This window comes from Aurantimonas sp. A2-1-M11, from assembly GCF_036549475.1.
GTDB lineage: Bacteria > Pseudomonadota > Alphaproteobacteria > Rhizobiales > Rhizobiaceae > Aurantimonas.
On sequence record NZ_JAZHLI010000067.1, the window covers coordinates 1 to 20,880 of the forward strand.

At 64.3% G+C, this 20,880-nt stretch carries 19 protein-coding genes and 2 pseudogenes; 15 read left to right on the plus strand and 6 right to left on the minus strand.

Translation table 11 applies throughout. The features are described 5' to 3' along the window. Positions 1-272: 272 nt before the first annotated feature. The 4 genes and pseudogenes from VQ042_RS26065 to VQ042_RS26080 all read left to right on the plus strand — a co-directional run bounded on the left by VQ042_RS26065 (position 273) and on the right by VQ042_RS26080 (position 2,587). On the plus strand, positions 273-1,067 hold the full coding sequence (locus VQ042_RS26065) for a FecR family protein (RefSeq protein ID WP_442880153.1): 795 nt from the start codon (positions 273-275) through the stop codon (positions 1,065-1,067). Between the two features lie 91 nt (positions 1,068-1,158). Beyond that, positions 1,159-1,401, plus strand: a pseudogene (locus VQ042_RS26070) (ISAzo13-like element transposase-related protein); the annotation flags it as partial. A gap of 40 nt (positions 1,402-1,441) precedes the next feature. Beyond that, a pseudogene (locus VQ042_RS26075) lies at positions 1,442-1,670 on the plus strand (ISAzo13-like element transposase-related protein). Between the two features lie 581 nt (positions 1,671-2,251). Further along, positions 2,252-2,587 carry a CHASE2 domain-containing protein gene (locus tag VQ042_RS26080; RefSeq protein ID WP_442880154.1) on the plus strand — a complete coding sequence of 112 codons (336 nt, stop codon included), beginning with the start codon at positions 2,252-2,254 and terminating at the stop codon, positions 2,585-2,587. On the opposite strand, the gene tnpC is transcribed toward VQ042_RS26080, so the two are convergent. Beyond that, entirely contained in the window at positions 2,470-3,753 is a 1,284-nt protein-coding gene (gene tnpC, locus VQ042_RS20920) for an IS66 family transposase (RefSeq protein WP_331822239.1), read from the minus strand. The two genes, VQ042_RS26080 and tnpC, sit on opposite strands and share 118 nt — an antisense overlap. A 129-nt stretch (positions 3,754-3,882) precedes the next feature. Here tnpC and VQ042_RS20925 point away from each other — a divergent pair, with 129 nt between their 5' ends. Next, positions 3,883-4,911, plus strand: coding sequence for an IS110 family transposase (locus VQ042_RS20925; RefSeq protein WP_331822240.1), 1,029 nt, complete (start codon positions 3,883-3,885; stop codon positions 4,909-4,911). An 804-nt stretch (positions 4,912-5,715) separates the two neighbouring features. Here the strand turns inward: VQ042_RS20925 and VQ042_RS20930 are convergent. From VQ042_RS20930 to VQ042_RS20940, 3 genes are all read right to left on the minus strand, one after another. Continuing rightward, positions 5,716-7,629: a TRAP transporter permease gene (locus VQ042_RS20930; protein WP_331822241.1), complete on the minus strand. Its 1,914-nt coding sequence runs from the start codon at positions 7,627-7,629 to the stop codon at positions 5,716-5,718. Between the two features lie 88 nt (positions 7,630-7,717). Further along, positions 7,718-8,680, minus strand: coding sequence for a TAXI family TRAP transporter solute-binding subunit (locus tag VQ042_RS20935; protein WP_331822242.1), 963 nt, complete (start codon positions 8,678-8,680; stop codon positions 7,718-7,720). 25 nt (positions 8,681-8,705) lie between these two features. Then, entirely contained in the window at positions 8,706-9,587 is an 882-nt protein-coding gene (locus VQ042_RS20940) for a fumarylacetoacetate hydrolase family protein (RefSeq protein ID WP_331822243.1), read from the minus strand. 198 nt (positions 9,588-9,785) lie between these two features. On the opposite strand from VQ042_RS20940, the gene VQ042_RS20945 reads away from it, so the two are divergent. Continuing rightward, on the plus strand, positions 9,786-10,442 hold the full coding sequence (locus tag VQ042_RS20945) for a GntR family transcriptional regulator (protein ID WP_331822244.1): 657 nt from the start codon (positions 9,786-9,788) through the stop codon (positions 10,440-10,442). A gap of 148 nt (positions 10,443-10,590) precedes the next feature. Here the strand turns inward: VQ042_RS20945 and VQ042_RS20950 are convergent, their stop codons facing one another. Next, on the minus strand, positions 10,591-11,232 hold the full coding sequence (locus VQ042_RS20950; protein ID WP_331822245.1) for a glutathione S-transferase family protein: 642 nt from the start codon (positions 11,230-11,232) through the stop codon (positions 10,591-10,593). 325 nt (positions 11,233-11,557) lie between these two features. Here VQ042_RS20950 and VQ042_RS20955 point away from each other — a divergent pair, with 325 nt between their 5' ends. From VQ042_RS20955 to VQ042_RS20975, 5 genes are all read left to right on the plus strand, one after another. Continuing rightward, entirely contained in the window at positions 11,558-12,412 is an 855-nt protein-coding gene (locus VQ042_RS20955; RefSeq protein WP_331822246.1) for a DUF1206 domain-containing protein, read from the plus strand. Between the two features lie 138 nt (positions 12,413-12,550). Continuing rightward, complete coding sequence (ettA, locus tag VQ042_RS20960; RefSeq protein WP_331822247.1) at positions 12,551-14,200, plus strand: energy-dependent translational throttle protein EttA; 1,650 nt, start codon at positions 12,551-12,553, stop codon at positions 14,198-14,200. Positions 14,201-14,339: 139 nt separating this feature from the next. Beyond that, positions 14,340-14,675, plus strand: coding sequence for a hypothetical protein (locus VQ042_RS20965; protein ID WP_331822248.1), 336 nt, complete (start codon positions 14,340-14,342; stop codon positions 14,673-14,675). A 318-nt stretch (positions 14,676-14,993) separates the two neighbouring features. Beyond that, positions 14,994-16,478: a sensor histidine kinase gene (locus tag VQ042_RS20970; protein ID WP_331822249.1), complete on the plus strand. Its 1,485-nt coding sequence runs from the start codon at positions 14,994-14,996 to the stop codon at positions 16,476-16,478. Continuing rightward, positions 16,459-16,845, plus strand: coding sequence for a response regulator (locus tag VQ042_RS20975; protein WP_331822250.1), 387 nt, complete (start codon positions 16,459-16,461; stop codon positions 16,843-16,845). The genes VQ042_RS20970 and VQ042_RS20975 overlap by 20 nt, the downstream gene beginning before the upstream one ends. Before the next feature lie 115 nt (positions 16,846-16,960). Here the strand turns inward: VQ042_RS20975 and VQ042_RS20980 are convergent, their stop codons facing one another. Continuing rightward, entirely contained in the window at positions 16,961-17,371 is a 411-nt protein-coding gene (locus tag VQ042_RS20980) for a hypothetical protein (protein WP_331822251.1), read from the minus strand. 273 nt (positions 17,372-17,644) lie between these two features. On the opposite strand from VQ042_RS20980, the gene VQ042_RS20985 reads away from it, so the two are divergent. From VQ042_RS20985 to VQ042_RS21000, 4 genes are all read left to right on the plus strand, one after another. After that, entirely contained in the window at positions 17,645-18,259 is a 615-nt protein-coding gene (locus VQ042_RS20985) for a DedA family protein (RefSeq protein WP_331822252.1), read from the plus strand. Between the two features lie 41 nt (positions 18,260-18,300). Further along, a complete protein-coding gene (locus VQ042_RS20990) occupies positions 18,301-18,882 on the plus strand; it encodes an MOSC domain-containing protein (protein WP_331822253.1) in 582 nt (193 codons plus the stop codon). A 179-nt stretch (positions 18,883-19,061) separates the two neighbouring features. Further along, positions 19,062-20,162: a nucleoid-associated protein gene (locus VQ042_RS20995; protein ID WP_331822254.1), complete on the plus strand. Its 1,101-nt coding sequence runs from the start codon at positions 19,062-19,064 to the stop codon at positions 20,160-20,162. A gap of 67 nt (positions 20,163-20,229) precedes the next feature. After that, complete coding sequence (locus VQ042_RS21000; protein WP_331822255.1) at positions 20,230-20,874, plus strand: hypothetical protein; 645 nt, start codon at positions 20,230-20,232, stop codon at positions 20,872-20,874. The last annotated feature ends 6 nt before the right edge of the window (positions 20,875-20,880 follow it).

Here is a 20,880-nt window from a genome sequence, read left to right on the forward strand (position 1 = left end):
GATCGGCGGCGGAGACCGAAATGGTAACCCCTGTGCGCATGCAGCAGACTCGCATGCGAGCACACCGATGTGAATCCCACACCGGACTCTTTCGTTCCGGTCAATCCACTAGTTGGCACAGTGCTTTTGCGCTTTTTCTCGGCTTCATTGCCATAGTCGTGCCGGGAGTATCGATGGCTGCCCCGGCGGGAAGGGCGGTTGCCGTTATCCAACAGGCGACGGTAAACGCGTCTGGGCAGCTTCGTATGTTGGCCGTAGGTGCTCCGGTAGCTATGGGTGACGTTGTGCAGACCGGACCAGACGGGGAATCGCAGCTTCTGTTTGATGACAGCACTAGGATTGTTGTCGGTCCAAGCTCCCGTCTGATGATCGAATCCGTTCTGTTCAATTCCAGAGGGGCCGCAAGTCAATTTGCGATCAACGCTTTGGGCGGAACTTTTCGCTTCATTAGCGGCAACAGTCCAAAAGCTGTCTACGCGATAAGAACTCCGACCGCGACGATGAGCGTGCGGGGAACTATCTTTGACTTTGCAGTGCAGAACCAGCGGGGAACGGACATTGTTCTGCTTGACGGCGGGGTGCGTTTGTGCGGTAGAGCCACTGGTCAGTGTGTTGAACTGCGCGGTGGCTGCAGAGCAGTAAATGTAAGCCCGTCTGGCGGTATTGGAGAGTACCAGTCTCGCGAGAGCAAGCGTTTGCTCCTTGCGGAGTTCCCATACGTCGTTTCGCAGAACCGATTGCAGTCGGGGTTCCGAGCCTCGGTGACCTCTTGCCGTGTTGCAGGTACGGTTCGTGATCGCGGAGACGACAACCGGCGCGGCGGCGGAGCCGCACCCCTCGGAGGCGGAGGCGGAGGCGGAGGCGGAGGCGGCGCGGGCGGTGGAGCCACACTCCTCAGAGGCGACGGAACTGCCGGTGTCGGAACGTCCGCCTCGAACCTTGGCGGCGCGATATCATCGGGCGGCAGCTTTCAGGGCGGCTCCACGCCTTTCCTTCCCGGTCTGAACACAAATGATGACGACGACAACTACAATAACGATTCCGGACCATTCAGCCCCGTCCGGTGACCCCGGGTCGTCCTTTTGCAACGTATGTCCGGGTTGCTTTCTGCAAGGAACACATTGCCGAAGCCAGCGTGAAACAGGTAAAATATGGCGCTATCCTCAGACGCGCGAACTGACGATCACGGCCGACTGCGGCGGCTCGAACGGGGTGCGTGTCAGGCTGTGGAAGCGCGAACTCCAGATGTTCGCCGACGAGAGCCGGCTCGTCCTCCAGATCCATCATTATCCGCCGGGCACGTCGAAGTGGAACAGGATCGAACACCGGCTGTTCTGCCACATCACCCAGAACTGGCGCGGCCACCCGTTGACCGATCGCCGCGCCGTGGTCGAACTGATCGGCNAAGTGGAACAGGATCGAACACCGGCTGTTCTGCCACATCACCCAGAACTGGCGCGGCCACCCGTTGACCGATCGCCGCGCCGTGGTCGAACTGATCGGCACAACGACAACCAGGACCGGCCTGAAAGTCGTGTGCGCTCGATACGCGCATCTACGAGAAGGGTCTCAAAGTTTCCGATGCCGAGTTCGCCCGCCTCGACATCACCGGCGACGCCTTCCATCCCGAATGGAACAACACGATCAAGCAAGGACAGCCGAAAGAGTAGCAGTTACCGATGCGGATATCCAAAGCCGGAAAAGTAGCGATTATAGATGCGGATGATATTCGCGTCAGCAGAAACGATAGGACGCTTTTAGGACGCTTTCGTCCGCACAGGTTGGAAATCCAGCAAAAGGCTACGAATGTTCCGTCAAGATCATCCTGACTTACGGATAAAATATGAGGAGGCTAAACCGGCCTGCTAGTGATGCAAGTTGGTGAAAGCTCACTGAGGGGAGGGGGCGGCGAATTCAGAGCGTTATCTTGCTTTCGTACGCTTTCTCGGCTTGATTGCCATAGTCGTGCCGGAGTGTCGATGGCGGCTCCGGCGGGAGAGACGATTGCCATCATCCAGCAGGCGACAGTCAACGCGTCGGAGCAACTTCAAATGTTCGCCGCAGGTGTTCCGTTAGCTACGGACGACTTTTTGCAGACCGCAGCAATAGGTGGCCACTCGCCATCGTGAGCACGGTTCGGCGCCGGAACACGGTGGCAGGTGGTGATGCTGCCGACCAAGAGGAGCCGATTTCATTTTCTGCTACCTCCAGGACGGTTTTGACGATGCGCAAGTCCGTTTTTCTCCTAGGAATGGCCTGCCTGATCTCCTTGGCATTGGTGCGGGTGCTTGATCCATTTCCGGTCCAAGTGGCACGTAACGTGTACTTCGACCAGTTGCAGCGTCTATCGCCGCGAGATTATGTCCCACTTCCGATCCGGGTTGTCGATATCGACGAAGCTTCTTTGGCGACCTTGGGACAATGGCCTTGGCGTAATTGCCCACCCCCGGCAGTTTTCGTCCTGGGCCGTCAGACGCTGACGGTTTTGAGGATGGTCTGGAAGATGTTGGTGCCGGAGCGCAGCCTTGCGGTATCGACGACGGTGCGAATGTCGGCTTCGCCCTCGGCCGCCCACATGGCGCGGTAGCCGTTGGTCACTTTGCGCTGGATAACGGCAGGTCTGAGCGCACGTTCGCAACCGTTGTTCGTCGGCTCTACCAGTCCAGGATAGGCCGCGAATGTCAGAAGCTGGTTGCGGGCGCGCCGGAATTTCATCTGAAGATCACGAGCCAGGTCGCAGGTCGTCGGTGCGACGAGAATGTCGGCGAGACTTCGCTCCAGGGCCCGGTGCTTGGCGGCGATTGTCGAGGCTGCAAAGGTCCCGATCCCATCGGCCAGGGCAAAGGCTCGTTTCAGCCAGAGGCGAAGTCGCGACGACAGCATGTCGTCGCTCGTCTGGTCGGCATAGGCGACATCCCGGGCCAGATGGGCGAGGCAGGTCTGATGCACTGCGCCATGCCCCTGCTGGGCCGAATAGCGATCGGAACACCAGACCTCCGGCCGATGCCCTTCCATCAACTCGCGCACGACGACGGCGCCCCGGGTTGGAGCGGCGCGATGCACGACAGCTTCGTTCGATCGGAACACCCATTGATAGGCGTTCGAGCCCTCGATACGCACGCCGGTTTCGTCGGAGGCGACGACCTTCGCCCGGCGCAGGGCAGCGATGGCCGTGTCGCGCTCGGGCACGAAGGCTGCCTGCGACCGCCGCAGCATGTTCATCAGGCCGCCCTGGCTGATCCTGAGCCCAAAAAGGTCCGCGAACGCGCCCTGCAGACGTTCGTAGGACAAAGCCTGAAACGTCTTGAGATAGGTCGCCACGGCATGAATTCGCGGTCCGAAGGGCGTACCTTTCGCCGCGTCCGGCAAAGGTGCGACGACGAGCCCTCCGCAGGATGGGCATCGCACTGAAAGGCGCCGATGGCGCTCGACCACAGGATGGATCTCGGGAAGCTCGATCGTCTCGTATTCGCCTGCCGTCTCGGCGGGCAAGTCGTCAGAGAGTTTCGCCTGGCAACAGGGGCACTGACCAGGACGATGGTCGACCTTTCGGTCAAACGTCTCGCTCATCGCGCGGGCCTTGCCCTCATGCCCGTGCTTGGCGCCGCCCGGCCTGGCCTTGTCGCGCCGTTCCTTGCGGTCTGTCGCAGGCGGCTTTGACGACGTCCGCGACGTCTTCTCCGGTCGCTGCAGCCGCAGCACCAGATCGATCAGTTCGTCCTTTGACAGCCGCTGCAAATCACCGCGTTCCATGCCGCTATGGATTCAGTCATCCGCGCCGTTGGCAAGGGGGTGAGATGGGGTGGTTGCCGCCCTCCCCAGACGGCATCGCAATGTGCCAGCGTGGTGTTGTGACAGCCACGAAACGGAAAGGGCGGCGAAATGAAGGATACGATGATTGGGGTGGACCTGGCAAAGCGCGTTTTCCAGGTGCACGGCGCCACGATGCGGGGCGAGGTGCAGTTCCGTCGGAAGCTGACGCGCGAGCAGTTCCGGGCATTCATGGCGGCGCAGGCCCCGTCGGTGGTGGTGTTCGAGGCCTGCGGCAGCGCCAGCTATTGGGCGCGGGAGATGGCGGCGCTCGGTCATGAGGTGCGGCTCATCGCGCCGCAGTATGTCCGGCCGTTCGTGAAGCGCCAGAAAAACGACGCCGCCGACGCCGAAGCCATCGTGGTGGCGGCGCAGCGGCCCGAGATGCGCTTCGTCACGCCGAAGACCGTGGACCAGCAGGCGCGCGCGGTCCTGTTTCGTGGCCGCGAGCGGCTGGTGCACCAGCGCACCGAGTTGGTGAACGCGCTGCGCGCGACGCTCTACGAGTACGGCAACACCATCCCGCAGGGCATCGCGCACATCAAGCAAATCGAGGCCATCCTCGACGCGCCCCACAGCGAGCTGCCTGCGCTGGTGCGCGACGAGTGCCGGGACCTTCTGGCGCAGATCGCCGAGAAGACGGCGCGCATCGATGAGCGCGCCCGCAAGATCAAGACGCTCGCGGCCGAGACCGATGCCGCGCGCCGGATGCAGACCATGCCGGGCGTCGGCCCGATGACTGCGCTGGCTGTCGAGGCGTTTGCGCCCGAGATGGCGCAGTTCCGCCGAGGCCGGGACTTCGCGGCATGGCTCGGCCTTGTGCCGCGCCAGCATTCCTCGGGCGGCAAGGAGCGGCTTGGCCGGGTCTCCAAGGCTGGTCAGGCCGATATCCGACGGCTGCTGATCATCGGGGCGATGGCGCGCCTGACCGCGCGAGCGCGCCGCTCGATCCCGGAGGGCTCGTGGCTGGCGAAGATGCTGGGGAAAAAACCGCGCATGCTGGTCGCGATCGCGCTGGCCAACAAGATGGCGCGCATGATCTGGGCGATGCTGATCAAAGAGGAAGATTACAGGGATCCGGCGCGGGCCGCAGCTGCATGACCGAAGGGCAACGCAGCGCGACCGCGCGCCGGTGAAGGGGGTGTGAGAAGGCGACGACCCGAATGGGCGCATGATCGAACAGATCCGGACCGGGAAAACCAGGGTAATTGCCAGAGCGTCACAGCTCTTGAGTGAGATTTGGACCCGATCCGCGGATCACCATACCGGCCAGCGGCCTCTGACAGCGCCGCCACTCAAAGGCCTGACAGAAGTGCGCACTCGATCACACGACCAGACGAGCCAAAACCTCTTGCACAACGGGCGGCAACCACAGAGGCAATTACCCGTGCGCGGTCTCGTCCGCGCCGCCACGGCCCGATCGCTGGAGTGGGCCGTCTACAACGTGACGGCCGGTAGGGGCGAACGGCTTTGCAGACATCATCGACGCGATCCGATCCGTGCTGCCGGACCTGGAGGTGGAGTTCGGCGGCAGGGAGCCAGCGGCTCCGCGACCCACAGGCTTCGACCAGACCCGCACGGCGCGATCCTTGGGGTTTTGGCCCGAAACCGATTTTGGTACGGGCATCCGGCGGACGATCGTCGCGCTTCGTCTCGCGCAGGATGCGTCCTGATTCACGATCTAGCCCCGCTTCGGCGTCCGACCTCCGTAGAGACCGGTCTTGATCGACGCGCGACCCGAAGATCCGCCAGCGCAAACTGCGCCGCGTAGGCTCGCGGCTGCGTGAAGAACGTTTTGAGTTCCCCCCGCAGCATGTCGACAGCTTCTGGCCGGCGGCTGTGTCTGACGAGATTTCGAATGCCAGGCAAAGGGCGGATCACGTGAGCCTTGACGCCGTCGCGCCGCTAACCTGCGGTGGTCCGTGCGCGGCGCGCCACGACGGTCGGGGCAGCGGCGACGGCGAGCAGGGCAAGGCCCGCAAGGTCAACCCAGAGGTTCGTCGGGAACATCAGCAATCCGCCGGCAACGCCGAACAGCGCGCGGCGCAGCGGCGTCACCCTGCCACCGACCGGCTCGGTGCCCTGCAGGGTGATCGCGAAGAGCACGCATCCCAAGGCATAGAGAGTGGTCGTATAGGCGATGTCGATGGGCGTTCCGTCCAACAGAAGCTGGGGGACATAGACGAAACTGAATGGCATCAGCACCAGCGTCGCGCCGAATTTGAGGGCCGCGAAGCCGGTCCGCATCGGCGGCGCGTCGGCGATGGCGGCGCCGGCGAAGGCTGCCACGCAGACCGGGGGGGTGATGTTGGACAGGCACGCCGCATAGAAGACCGCCAGATGGGCGGCGACCACGGGAACGCCGAGATTGATCAGCGCCGGTGCCGCGACGACGGACAGTATGATGTAGGAGCCGGTGGTGCTCGACCCCATGCCGATGATGATCGAAACCAGGGTCACGAGACACAGTGCCACGAACAGATAGCCGCCGGAAAAGTCGATCAGGACGGCGGAAAATTTCAGCCCGAGGCCGGCCAGCACGATGCCGCCGATGATGATGCCGAGCGTGCCGATCGCCGCGCCCGCCGCCGCGTTGCTGCGGGCGCCGCCGATCATCGCCTGGGCGATCGCCTTGGGCCCCATCCGCGTGTCGCGCCGCAGCCAGGAGAGGCCGGCCGCCGAGACGGTCCCCCAGAAGGCGCAGAAATCGGCGGAATAGCCCGAGAACAGGAGCCCGATCACCGTGACCAACGGCACGAAGAACTGCCAGCCCTTGGCCAGCACCGTGCGAAGGCGCGGAATGTCCTCGGCCGGCAGGCCCTTCAGGTCGAGCCGGACCGCTTCGAGATCGACCATCGACAGGAGGAAGATGAAGAAGACCACCGCCGGGATGACGTTCATCAGCGCGATCGTCAGGTAGCTCGTCTCTGTCAGGGTGGCTAGAATGAAGACGCCGGCGCCCATGACCGGCGGCATGAACTGTCCGCCGGTCGAGGCGATCGCCTCGATGGCGCCGGCGTCGTGGTTGCGAAAGCCGGTGCGTTTCATCAGCGGGATCGTGAAGGCGCCGGTGGTCACTACATTGGCGACCGAGGAGCCGGAAATCGAGCCGAACAGCGCCGAGGTCATGACGGCAATCTTGGCGGGGCCGCCACGCCAGCGACCGGCGAGCGCGGTGCCGAGATCCATGAAGAACGCACCGGCGCCGGAGCGCTCCAGGAAGGCGCCGAAGATCATGAAGGGAAAGACGAAGGTGGCGAAGGTGGCCGTGACGACGCCGAACAGGGCTTCCTGGGTGGAATAGGTGAATTCCAGGATGCGCTCGACCGACATGCCGGGATTGGCGAGGCGGCCTGGCAGGTACTCGCCGAAATAGAGCTGACCGAGGAAGACGATGGCGATGATCGAGATGATCGGGCCAAGCGCCCGCCGGCTGGTTTCCAGCATGGCGACGATGGCGATCGCACCCATCACCAGATCGGTGGTGTTGGGTGAGGAGACGCGGAACATCGCGTAGCTGACATACTGGTCCATCCAGTACCAGACGGACGCAACGGTCGCGGCGACGAAGACGAGGTCGACGACGCTCGGGCGATGGGAAGGCGAGCCGGCCCGCGCCGGATAGATCAGGAACACCAGCACCGAGGTGAGCATCAGATAGATGCCGCGATTGGTCTGGGTCGAGACGAGGCCGAAGCCCGAGGTGTAGAGGTAGAAGCCGGTGAAGCCGAGCGCCACCAGATTGAAGCTGAGGGCGTAGAAGCCGGTCAGGGACCGGCGTGCGCCATCGACGCGCAGCAGCCAGGATGCGTCCACCATCGTCTCGTCTTTTCGTGGTTGAAAGGCCCCCGCCTTCCGGGTCAGCCGGACGACGGGGGCGTCAGCATGGCCCGCTTGTGGCGGGTGCCTACTTAGCCGAAGCGCCCTGTTCGGCGTAATAGGCGGCGGCGCCGGGATGCATCGGGGCGCCGAGCGCCTCGAAATTCTCGACGTCCGGCTTCATCTGGGCCCAGGCCTTATGGCCGTTGGCCAGGGTGTCCTGGCGCTCGTAGGCCGAGGCGACCATGCGCTTGACCACGTCTTCCGGCACCCTTTCATGGGCGACCCAATAGACGGTCGTGTAGGGCATGTCGGTCGCCGGAACGCCCTTGTAGGTCGTCTCCGGCATCGTCCCTGTGTGGTAGAAGGGATAGGTCTCGTTGATCTTGGCGAGCTGATCCTCTTCATAGGGCAGCACCACCACATCGCGCGTCTCGGCGAGTTCGGTCACCGCCGCAGCCGGCGAGGACGACTGGCAGAAGGCGTCGATCTGGCCGTTGCCGAGCGCCCGGCCGGCATCGGCGAAGGTCATCATCTGCGGCTCGACCTGGTCGAGGATGCCGAGCGCCGTCAGGATGTTGGAGCAGTTGAAGACGGTACCGGATCCCGGCGGTCCGAGGGCCACCTTCTTGCCGGCGAGATCCGCGATGGACGACACGCCGCTGTCGGCCAGGGACACGAAGTAGGTCGGCCCCTCATAGGCCATGGCGACGCCGCGCAGCATGTCGCCCTTCGGGCCGTCCTGGAACGGGCCGGTCGGCTCCTGCGCCATGAAGACGTGGCTGCCATAGACGATGCCCATGTCGAGCTCGCCCTTGATCAGGCGCTTGGCGTTTTCGGTGGATCCGCCGGTCGTCACCTGGGTGATGTTGACGTCCGGCAGGTCCTTGCCGAGCTCCGTGCCGGCGACGCCGACCATGTAGTACATGACGCCGCCGGGATTGGAGCCGCCCCAGGCGATGCTGGTCTTGTCCTGCGCCACGGCGCCGGACGCCAATGATGCGGCGGCCAGACCCGCCGCCAGCGAGTAGGCGATTGTCCTGAGTGTCATCCTGTCTTCCTCCCCTTTGAGATTGTTACTGCCGAACGGGATTCTCCAGAGTCCCGAGGCCGTCGATGGAGACCGCCACGCGGTCGCCGTCGGCCAGATAGCGCGGCGGATCGAAGCCGATCCCGACGCCCGCCGGCGTGCCGGTGGCGATGATGTCGCCCGGCAGCAGCGTCATGGTGGCCGTCATCGTTTCGATCAGCGTCGGAATGTCGAAAATCAGATCCGCGACGCTGGCCTTCTGGCGCGTCTCGCCGTTGACCGTGGTGGTCACGGTGAGTTTGGTGACGTCCGGAACCTCGTCGGCCGTGACCAGCACCGGACCCATCGGCGCGAAGGTATCGATGCCCTTGCCGATGACCCACTGGCTGTGATGGCGCTGGAGTTCGCGCGAGGTGACGTCGTTGATGACCACGTAGCCGAAGACGTAGTCCATGGCGTCGGCCTTCGTGACGCCGAAGGCCCGCTTGCCGATGACCACGCCGAGCTCGCCCTCGTAGTCGGTGGTGCGGGTCCGGTCGAGGCCGGCCTCGATGGTCGCGCCGGGCCCGATGATCGCCGACAGCGACTTGGTGAAGATCACGGGCGCGACTGGAATGGCCTGCTTGCCGCCCGAATCGAAGCCGCTGTTGTGAAACTCGGAGGCATGCTCGCGGTAGTTTTTGCCGACGCAGAAGATGTCGCGCCGCGGCTCGGGCAGCGGGGCGAGGATGGTCACGTCCGCCTGCGTCACGCGCTCGGCGCCGTTTGCCGCCCGGCTTTTCCATTCGCCGAGCAGGTCGGCGTCACCCTCGGCGATGCGCCGCACGGCAAAGCGGGCCGCAGCACCGGTCTCGCAGACCACGATCTCGTCCCCATCCAGCAGGCCGGCGCCAGGAACACCGTTCCGTTCGAATGTCAGCAGTTTCATTTCCGCGATGCTTTCTTGTTTTATCGATAAAACATGCAAACATATGTAAAGCTGCGGGTCAAGCGGTGCGACGGGTGCGACAGGCACCGGTGCATTGCCAAGTCGCCCGCAAGACGGCATTCGGGCTCCAGCGAAGGAAAGGCTGCCAGACGCATGGATATGGACGCGGCAACACGGCCCCTGAAACCGGACACCGGCATGACGCTGACCGACGCGGCCTATCGTCAGCTGCGCACCGATATCATTGCCGGGGTGCGGCCACCGACGGAACGTCTGCGGATCGAGCGGCTGAGCCGGATCTACGCCGTCGGGCCGACGCCGCTGCGCGAAGCCCTGCAGCGTCTGGCAGCCGACGGCCTGGTCATCGCCACCGGCAATCGCGGCTTTGCCGTGGCGCCGCTCGATGCTGCGGAATTCGAGGATCTGAACACCGCGCGCACCGCCATCGAACTGCAGATGCTGCGGATGGCGATCGAGAAGGGCGACGCGATGTGGGAGTCCCGTGTTGTCGCTGCGGCCTACCGGCTTGGCAAGCTCGATGCCCGGATCCGGTCCGACGACCATGAGACCCTATCGGAATGGGAGACGGCCAACCGGGATTTCCACTTCGCCACGGTATCGGCCTGCGGGTCGAAATGGCTCATCAATGTGCGTGGCATGCTGCACGACCAGTGCGAGCGCTATCGTCGTGCCTCGGTCGACCTGAAGCGCCACGAACGCGATCTGGCCGAGGAGCACCGGCAGATCGCCGATGCGGTGGTGGATCGCAACGCCGAGCGCGCAAGTGAGCTGGTGGCGGAACATTTCGATCGGACGACGCGGTTCCTGGTGCAGGTGCTCGGCGCCGGCGACTGACCAGTGCGGCGGCAGGGACGGGCCTTTGCAGCGATGCGTCGCGACGGGCTCGATTTCCCGTAGTTCGCGGGACTGCCGCGCCGCAGATCTCCTCGACGCGAACATCCATATCAGGCTCGATGCCTCGATCTCGCGAGGTGAAGGCTGGTCAGTTCACCCGCAGGTCCTCATACGAAACCATCACGTGCTCGCGGAAGGCGGGGCGCTCGGTCAGCGCGTCGTAGTAGCGTTCGATGGCCGGATGCGAGGGGCGCTCGATGGGCAGGTCGAAATAGCGGTAGAGCAGATGGCCGAACTGCAAATCGGCGAGGGTGAAGTCCTTCCCTGCGATGAAGCCGTGCTCGGCGATGCGCGCTTCGGCTATGGCGAATTTCGGCGCCAGCGCCTTGACCGCGTCGGCGATGGCGGCCGTGTCGCGGTTCGCCTCGGGGACCCGGACGATCTGCCAGAAGACCGGACCGCTGAAATTGACCCAGATCGCGAGCTTGGCCCATTCCGCCCATTTGTCGATCTGGGCGCGGGCCGAGGGGTCCTTCGGCCAGAACGGCGCGTCGGCATAGCGGCTGGCGAGGTAGCGCAGGATGGCAGCGGATTCGAACAGTGGTTCGTCGTCGCCGTCCCTGAGAACCGGGACGAGTCCGTTGGGGTTCATCGCCAGGAATTCCGGCGTGTCGTTGCCGCCATGGCGGTGGCCGACATCGTGGCGCCGGTAATCCAGCCCCAGCTCGGCGATGCACCACATCACCACCTGCACGTTCGACGAGTTCTTGCGTCCCCATACGGTCAGCATCGTGTGTCCCCCCGGTTCCGGCATGTTCCTGCGGCGCCAAGTGATGCGGCAGGCCGGCGCGATTGGCAACCGCCAGGCCAGGCGAGCCGACCGATGCTAGCGACATTGACAGGCGTCCCGACGGTTGGGCCGCCGCGAGCCCGGCGCGAAGCATTCGAGCGTGAGGCACGCGAGAGATTCGGACCCGGCAAGGCACCGGAAACACGACGATGAAGGCCATTGCGGGTGTCTGTCGGCGGTGCAGCCGAAGACGCGGCGAGATCCGGTGACGGAACGAAGGTTGGCGGGGACGATTGACCCATCAGCCAATTCGCGGAGTTCAGCCATGCCCAACAGTGATTTTTCCTGGTCCATCCCCTTCATGCGCGCCGGCTATGCCGGCCGCGGGCTGGTCTATCTCGTGGTCGCGGGGTTCTCGCTCTATGCGATCTGGTTGGGCGGTCAGGCCGAGGGCACATCCTCGGCCCTCGAAAAGCTCGAGAACACCACTTGGGGCATGGTCGTGCTGTTCCTGATCTTTCTCGGCATGGTCGCTTACGCGATCTGGCGTCTGATCGACGCGATCTACGACCTCGAGGCCTATGGCAGCGAGGCCAAGGGCATGATCGCGCGGACCGGCATGCTGGTCACCGGCGTCATCCACCTGGCGATCGGCATCTCGGCGTTCTCGCTGCTGTTCATGGGCGGTGGCGACAGCGGTGGCGGATCGTCGATCACCGGGGCGGTGGCCACCGTCATGGGCCTGCCGGCGGGGCGCTGGATCGTCGGAATCGTTGGCCTGATCGTCGTCGCCACGGGCGCCTATTATCTCCACAAGGCGTGGAAGGAAAAGTACCGCGCGCACATCCGGGCCAACGAATTCACCCTGCGCTGGAACTTCATGCTGAAGGCCGGGCTCGGGGCACAGGGCCTGGTCATCGCGATCATCGGCGGCCTCTTCGTCTACGCGGCGTGGCGCGCCAATGCGAGCGAGGCCGGCGGCGTCGGCGAGGCGTTCGACTGGCTGACGGCCCAGCCCTACGGGCAGTTCCTGGTCGTGGTGGTCTGCGTCGGGCTGCTGGGCTTTGCACTGTTCTGCTTCGTGAACGCCGCCTACCGGATCATTCCCAAGGCCGACGGCGACGACATCGAGACGCTCGGCGCGCGGCTGGAGGCCAAGGCGCGGCAGGCGGCTCGCTAGGCGAAGCACTGCGCTTGGTGCCACGCTGGTGGATGACGGGGCAGGGAGCGACGTGCCCACGTTGCCCCGCCAGCTCCGATGGCTTACGTACGGCGCAACTTCTCTTTTCTGAATCTCGATACGGAGCGGCAGCGCGCAATGGCACGCCAGTTCATCTATCACATGTCCGGACTTTCGAAGGCCTACGGCAACAAGAAGGTCCTGGAGAACATCCACCTGTCCTTCTACCCCGACGCCAAGATCGGCATTCTCGGCCCCAACGGCTCCGGCAAGTCGACCCTGCTGCGGATCATGGCGGGGACGGACAACGAGTTCACCGGCGAAGCATGGGCCGCCGAGGGTGCCAAGGTCGGCTATCTGCCGCAGGAGCCGCATCTCGACGAAACCAAGACAGTCTTCGAGAACGTCATGGAGGGCGTTGCCGACAAGCAGGCGATCCTCGATCGCTACAACGAACTGATGATGGACTACTCTGAGGAGAATGCGGAGGAGGGGGCGAAGCTCCAGGATGTCATCGACGCGCAGAACCTCTGGGACCTGGAAAACCAGGTCGAGATGGCGATGGCCGCACTCGGCTGCCCGCCGTCAGACGCCAACGTCGTCGGCCTCTCCGGCGGCGAGAAGCGGCGGGTGGCGCTGTGCAAGCTGCTTCTGTCCAAACCCGACATCCTGCTGCTCGATGAGCCGACCAACCATCTCGACGCCGAAACGATCCTCTGGCTGGAGAAGCACCTTCGCGAATACGAGGGCTCGGTGCTGATGGTCACCCATGATCGCTACTTCCTCGACAACGTCACCGGCTGGATCCTCGAGCTCGATCGCGGCCGCGGCGTCCCCTACGAGGGGAATTACTCGGTCTATCTGGAGAAGAAGGCCAAGCGCATGCAGCAGGAAGGGCGCGAGGACGACGCAAGGATGCGTGCGCTCACCCGTGAGCGCGAATGGATCCAGCAGGGCGCCAAGGCGAGGCAGACCAAGTCGAAGGCCCGCATCAAGGCCTATAACGAGCTGGTCGAGGCGGCCGAGAACCGCAAGCCGGCGGATGGAAGGATCGTCATCCCGACGGGCGAGCGGCTCGGCAATCGGGTCATCGACGTCGAGAACCTGACGAAGAGCTACGGCGACCGGGTGCTGATCGAGAATCTGTCGTTCAAGCTGCCGGCCGGCGGCATCGTCGGCATCATCGGGCCGAACGGCGCCGGCAAGTCGACGCTGTTCAAGATGATCACCGGGCAGGAGAAGCCCGATTCCGGCAAGATCGAGATCGGCGAGACGGTCGATCTCGGCTATGTCGACCAGAGCCGCGACCATCTCGACGGCTCGAAGACCGTCTGGGAGGAGATCTCCGGCGGCGTCGACATCATGAAGCTCGGCAAATACGAGATGAACAGCCGCGCCTATGTCGGCAACTTCAACTTCAAGGGTCCCGACCAGCAGCAGAAGGTGGGCACTCTGTCGGGCGGACAGCGCAATCGCGTGCACCTGGCCAAGATGCTGAAGTCCGGCGCCAACGTCATCCTGCTCGACGAGCCCACCAACGATCTCGACACCGAGACGCTGACGGCGCTCGAGGACGCGCTGGAGGAATACGCAGGCTGCGCCGTGGTGATCAGCCATGACCGCATGTTCTTGGATCGGCTGGCGACGCACATCCTGGCCTTCGAGGGCGACAGCCATGTCGAATGGTTCGAGGGCAACTTCGAGGATTACGAGCAGGACAAGATCCGTCGTCTCGGACCTGAGTCGGTGAACCCGAAGCGCCCGACCTACAAGCGCCTGACGCGCTGATGCGCACCGACGTCAGGCCGGCCCGGTACGGCCGGCCTGACGTCGCAAGGTGGCGGTGCAACCGGTTGTAGCCGGCTATGCGTTCCGGTTGCAGCCTGCTATCTTTCCGTCGCGCAACGGACGCGGGCGAGGAAGTCCGATGATGAACGCACGCGGAATTGGGGTTGCGGCCTTGGTTGCAGCGGGGGTCATCTTTCTGGGTCAGGGAGGCGCCGTGGCCGACCCCGCCGATTGCTTTGCCACCGACGACGGCTATTTCGACTGCGATTTCCAGATAAGAGATTCGGCCGGCAGATTCACGATTTCCGGCCCTGTTGCGACTTACCTCCTCCTGATCGACAGTCCGGGCTATGCGTCCGGCTTCGTCAGTCTCGGCAATCGCAACATCCCGCTCGCGGGCAAGTTCGTGCGTGAACGCGCCGATCCGGCCTGCTGGGCGAACGCCGAGACTGATACACGAATCTGTGCCTGGTAAGGGTTTGTTCGCACTACCGGTTTGGCGTAAAGATTCGTTGGAGAGGCAGCAACCAAAGGGCGTGAGGACAGTTCATCGTGAAGAGATAAGGTAGGCAGAACAACGCATTCTGTCTCCGAAAATCCTATGACGATGCCGCCCGGTGCCGACCGCAGCGCCGGGCGCCGATGAAAAGGGTGCGGACGTGCCGAGAAGCAGCCAGACATTCATGATGACGCATTTGACCGCGATCGGTCCGGAACATGCCGAGAGTCGGACAAGGCCTCACGGCCGATCCGACAATCCGGCCAGCAAGCCGTGCAGGCCGTTCAGCGTCGCATGAACGAAGTTGCATTCGCCCAGCTTTTCGACGTCCTGCCGAGCCCGTACATGGTTCTGGACCGCGACCTGCGTTTCGTCTCGGTCAACCAGGCCTACGAACAGGCCGTGATGAAGCCGCGCGACGAACTCATCGGCCAGCTGCTGTTCGACCTGTTTCCCAATGATGGGGAGAGCGGCCGGCGCCTGCGGGCCTCCTTCGCCGAAGTGCTGGAGACTGGCGAGCCGGACACGATCGCCTTCATTCCCTACGAAATTCCGCGCCCCCCCTCACAGGGCGGCGGCGTGGAGGAGCGCTACTGGACGGCGACCCACACGCCGATCTTCGGCAGCGACGGACAGGTGAGTTACGTCGTGCAGAACACGGTCGACGTCACCGAGATCGTTCGGCTGAAGCAGGCGAGCACCCTGCCGGCCAATGCCGTGCCCCGCGAACTGGCGTTGCTGCGCAATGCCCGCGAGGTCGAGGAGGCCTATCAGGAGACCCGGTCCGAAAGCGCCGAATTCCGCCGCCTGTTCCGCCAAGCGCCGGGCATGATCGCGGTGCTCGAGGGGCCCGACCATGTCGCCATCTTCGTCAATGACAGCTATGCGCGTTTCGTCGGCAACCGCGACATGATCGGCCTGCCGATCCGCCAGGCGCTGCCGGAGGTCGAGGGGCAGGGCTTCTTCGAGCTGCTTGACTCCGTCCATGCCGAAGGCCGGTCCTTCAACGGCGAGGGCGTGCGACTGCTGATCCAGGAGGAGGGTGGCGGCGCGCTGAACGAGACCTTCGTGGACTTTGCCTTCAACCCGATCCGCGATGCGGCGGGGCGCGTCACCGGGGTCTTTGTCCAGGGCGCCGACCGCACCGACGCGATCCGCGCCGCCGAGCGTCAGCGTCTGCTGATCGACGAACTCAATCATCGGGTGAAGAACACGCTCTCCACGGTGCAGTCGCTGGCCCGGCAGAGCTTTCGCAAGCTCCCCGAGGCGGAAGAAGCGCGCACGGCTTTCGAGGCCCGGATCCTGGCTCTCAGCCACGCCCACAATGTCCTGTCGGCGCGGCACTGGGAGGCGGCGGGCCTGCGGGTGCTGCTGCGCCAGGAACTGGCGCCGTTCTCCAGCACCCGGGTCCACGATTCGGGGCCGGACGTTCAGCTCACCGCCAAGGCCGCGATCGCCCTGAGCATGGTGTTCCACGAACTCACCTCCAATGCCGTGCGCCATGGTGCACTGGCATCCGACGAGGGACGGCTCGCGGTCACCTGGCGAATTACCGGCGATTGCGCCCATCGGCGCCTCGCGATCGACTGGAAGGAGACGGCCGACATCAGCGCGGTTACGGGCGGGATCGTCGAGGGTTTCGGCATGCGCATGTTGCATCGTGTCGTCGAAGGCGAACTCTCTGGTACGCTCTCTCTTGACCTTGGCACCGAGGGCTTCATGTGCCGCATCGACGTGGCCCTGTCGGAGGTGGAAGAGTTTGCAAGCACAGCCGCATGAACCCGCGCGCGACGTCACCGGGTTGAAAGTGTTCGTCGTCGAGGATGAGAGCCTCGTCGCCATGCAACTCGAGGACATGCTGTTCGATCTCGGTTGCGACGTCGTCGGCCTCGCCATGCGGTTGAAGCGCGCCCACGAGATGCTGGATTCCGGCCTCGCGATCGACGTGGCGATCCTCGACGTGAATATCGGCGGGGAGAAGATCTATCCGGTCGCAGTGCGGCTGCGTGACCTCGGCGTTCCCATGGTCTTTGCCACCGGTTATGGCCGCGAGGGGCTGGAGGACGATTGGCAGGCCTGCCCGGTCCTGCAGAAACCCTACAGCGCCAGCCAGATCGAGCATTCCCTCCTCGGTCTCATCGACTGATCCCGGATTTTTGTCCGCGACATGGTGCTTCCATGCGATGTCCGTCGCCCGACGGTTAGAAACGTGGGCAGGCAGTAGCGAGTAGGCGACGGCAGAGGGTGGCGAAGCGGCCGACCTATTCGTCGGCGGTCCCGTTCAGCAGCATGACCAACTCCCGCTCGCTCAACTCGAGACTTGCGATCCTGGCCTCCGGATGGCGCGCGCGGACCGCGCCGCGGCGCGCCCGATCGACCAGCAGCAGCAGGCGTATCCCGGCGCCATCGAAGGCTGCGTCGAGCCCGTCGTCGAGATCGGCCTCGCCGGGCAGGGCGACGAGGGCCAGCACGAAGGTGCGGCGCAGCAGGCGATCTCGGGCTGCCTCCGCGTTGGCGGTGAGCGTGGCGCGCGCACCGGCGGCATCGAGCGCATTGGCGCTCTTCAGGCCCCGCACCGGATCGGGGTCGAGCACCAGGACGTCGCGGCCGGCCAGGAGGCTCGCCCAGGTGAAATTGTCGAAGCTGTCGAGGCCGGTGGTCATGACGGCCATGAGACCATCAAGCTCGGTTCCGGCAAGCAAGGACGGTCTTAAGACTGCGCGCAGGCCGGCCGGCCTGCGCGCAGAACGGAACTCAAGCTGGCCGGCGGCCTTTCGCATGAGTGCCCCGCCGGCCCCGGCGAGACGAAACGGAGATGACATGGACGCCTTTGTCCGCAGCATGATGGAAACGCTCGGCCCCTTCGGCATCGCGCTTCTGATGTTTCTGGAGAATATTTTCCCACCGATTCCCTCCGAACTGATCATGNCGCCTTTGTCCGCAGCATGATGGAAACGCTCGGCCCCTTCGGCATCGCGCTTCTGATGTTTCTGGAGAATATTTTCCCACCGATTCCCTCCGAACTGATCATGCCGCTGGCCGGCTATCAGTCGGCGACCGGCCAGATGTCGCTGTTCACCGTGATCCTGGCCGGCACGGTCGGCTCGCTGCTTGGCGTCATCCCCTGGTATTATGCCGGCCGCTTTGTTGGCGAACCGCGCCTGATCCGCTTCACCGAGCGCCATGGACGGTGGCTGACCATGGGGCCTGAGGACGTCGAGGCGGCCGACCGCTGGTTCCGCAAATACGGCATTGCCGCGGTGTTCTTCGGGCGTCTGGTGCCGGCGGTGCGCACCCTGATCTCGGTGCCGGCCGGCATCGCGCGGATGTCGTTCCTGACCTTCCTGATCTTCTCCGCCGCCGGCAGCGCCATCTGGACCAGCTTTCTGGCCTATGCCGGCTATGCCCTCGGCCAGAACTACGAGGCGGTGGAATCCTATGTGGGGCCGGTTTCCAACGTTGTCCTCATCGCCATCGTCGCCTTCTACATCTACCGTGTCGCCACCTTCGACCGCAACCACAAGCGTTCGGAGCCCAACACCGACGACGCGTCCGGATAGGCGGGTCGTCCCCGCCAACACGATCCGGGACGCAACGACGGATGCAGATGGAACGCACTCGGCCGCAGAAGCTGGCCGCCACGATCGACGGACTTTACCGCACGCAGGGCGACGGCTTCGAAACCCAGCCGGTCGATCATCTCGATCTCGGCTTTGACGGGATCGACGGGGATCGCCACGGCGGCACGACGCGCCGCTCGGGCGCCCGCGAACCCTGGTATCCACGCGGCACGAAGATGCGCAACGAGCGGCAGCTGTCGCTGCTGGCCGCCGACGAGCTGGCGGCCGCCGCCGCGGAACTGGACATCGCCGAGATCCGGCCGGAATGGATCGGGGGCAATCTCCTGATTGCCGGCATCGCGCATCTGTCCTGGCTGCCGCCGCGCACCATCCTGATGTTTGCCGGCGGCGTGACGCTGCGGATCGACGGCGACAACGGCCCCTGCCGGTTCTCCGGTGCCGCGATCGCAGCCCGCTACGAGGGGCGCAGCGACGTGGAACTGGACTTCGTGAAGGCAGCAAAGCATCGCCGCGGCCTCGTTGCCTGGGTGGAAAAGCCCGGACGCATCGCCGTCGGCGAGACCTGCGAGGCCCGTATTCCCGAACAGTGGATCTACGCCTGAGGCGCCGCGACGGTCGGTTGAGGCGCGGTGTTTCCTGACCCATAAGTCTGAACAAACGGGCATAAGTCTGAACAACTCCCGTCGGTCGCCGAGGTATCGCAATCTCCGGTAGTGATCCGCGTTGAGAATTCGGTAAGAACTCGCTAGAGGATTCCCCTGTCTTTCACGTCGGGGGATCCATGCTGAACGAAGACGAGCTCGACACCCTCACGATCGACCGAATGATTTTCCACGTCGTACGGCCCGACAGGCCTGACCCGCTTTTCCTGGCGGAGACGAAACCTCCGCAGTATCCGGAGTTCTTCGCCAAGAGGGTGCGCGATACGCTTCGCGGTGCCTCCTACGACTTCAACGAAGGCTCAGGGATTCCCGCCCTCGTCGAGGGCGCCCTTGCCGATCCAGATCCCGATGACGGGTTCCTCGCGACGTCCAGAAGCCTTGCCAGGCGTTTTAAGGACAAGGTGAAAGGCGACAATAGAATGGCGCCCGGCGCTCTGATGTTGCTGGCCATGCGGACGAACGAATCGAGGCTTGTTGCGCTGATCAAGTTCGACCACCACGCCGTCATCACCTACAGCCTCGAAGCAGAGGACGGAGCTGACCCGAAGCCGCTGATGGAGAGCGTCGTCCAGAACTTCTCGCAGGACCGAAAGGCCATGCAGAAGTCCGTCGTTATCCGCTTGGCCGATCCGAAACATGCTGATCCCGAGCGGCATCGGCATCGGATCCTGGTCATCGACCGATCCTCGTCGAGGTACCGCGACGCCACGCAGCACTTCGAGAACTTTCTGGATGTTCGGCGAACCTTCGAGAAGGAAGATCTCACAAGCAAGCTCTTCAAGGCCGCGAAAGCGACGATCGACAAGCACAGGGACGTCATGCCTGCCGAGGTGGCGAAGGCGCCGACCCGTCGCCTGCGCGAGACCTTCGAACGCCTGAACGGATTCGACAGCGACAATCCTGAGGAATTCTGGGGCGCCATCGCCGGCGGGATCGACGGCCCGGCCAAGGATGCGGTGCTGAAGACCTTCGAACGCAAGCTTGCGAACCGCGCCATGGAGACCGAGTCGTTTCAGTTCGACCGCAAGGGTCTGCCCAAACGGGAATACAAGCGTCTCGTCGCCAAAGAGGGGTTCGCGCTCTGGTTTCGCGAGGAACACGAGAAGGATGGTATCGTGAAGGTCGACCGTGCCGACGACGGGTCGGCCACGATTACGCTGACGACCGCGAGACTGGTGCAGGATGACGAGACCGAAACCCTCCCTAAGATCACTGGCTGAGCTTCACCCAGCGGGCGAGGGGACTGTCGAGGACTGCCTGAGCTGGCGCTACGCCGGCGCGTCCCGCGTGGGCGAGGCGGATGCGCTCCGCGAAGCCCTGGACTGCGTTTCGGGCTCGGACTGGTCGATCACGGTTCGAGACGGCGAATACGAACCGCTTCCGGCCGCCGACCTCCTCGAAGGGCGAATCCCGGTGGAGATCAACATCATGGTCACCAAGCCCCCGGCCGGGCGGACGGTGGTCTTCCTCCAACCCGAAGCGGCATTGCGCCACTGGGATGATGACAGGATCGGCGAAGCGGGTTCGATCCTGGTGCTCGGGGAGTTCCGGCCGTTCGTGGCGGGCGGGCGCCGGGTGTCCGGTTGGGACGGGATCGCGACGCATGCCCAGCCGGAAGCGGCAGCGGTGGAAACCGAAACGGGGACCGACGTCGTGTCAGACGTGCGGCGCGGCATCGTGCGCGATCTCTCCGGAGGACGAATGCCCGGCGACCTGAACCGATGGCTGCCTTCGGCTCCGCTCTCCGGCGACGCGTTTTCGGTACCGTTCATGCGCGTGGCCGCGTCTAAGCTGATGCTGGCGTTCGGTTCCGAGGTGGAGGTCGCGGGTGCGGATTCCGACGAAGCCGGCCATGCATTCCAAGATGAAGCCGGCCACCTGTTCCGATTTCATTCCGGCCGCCGTTCCGATTTGAAGCCGGCCACCTCCTGATCTGAT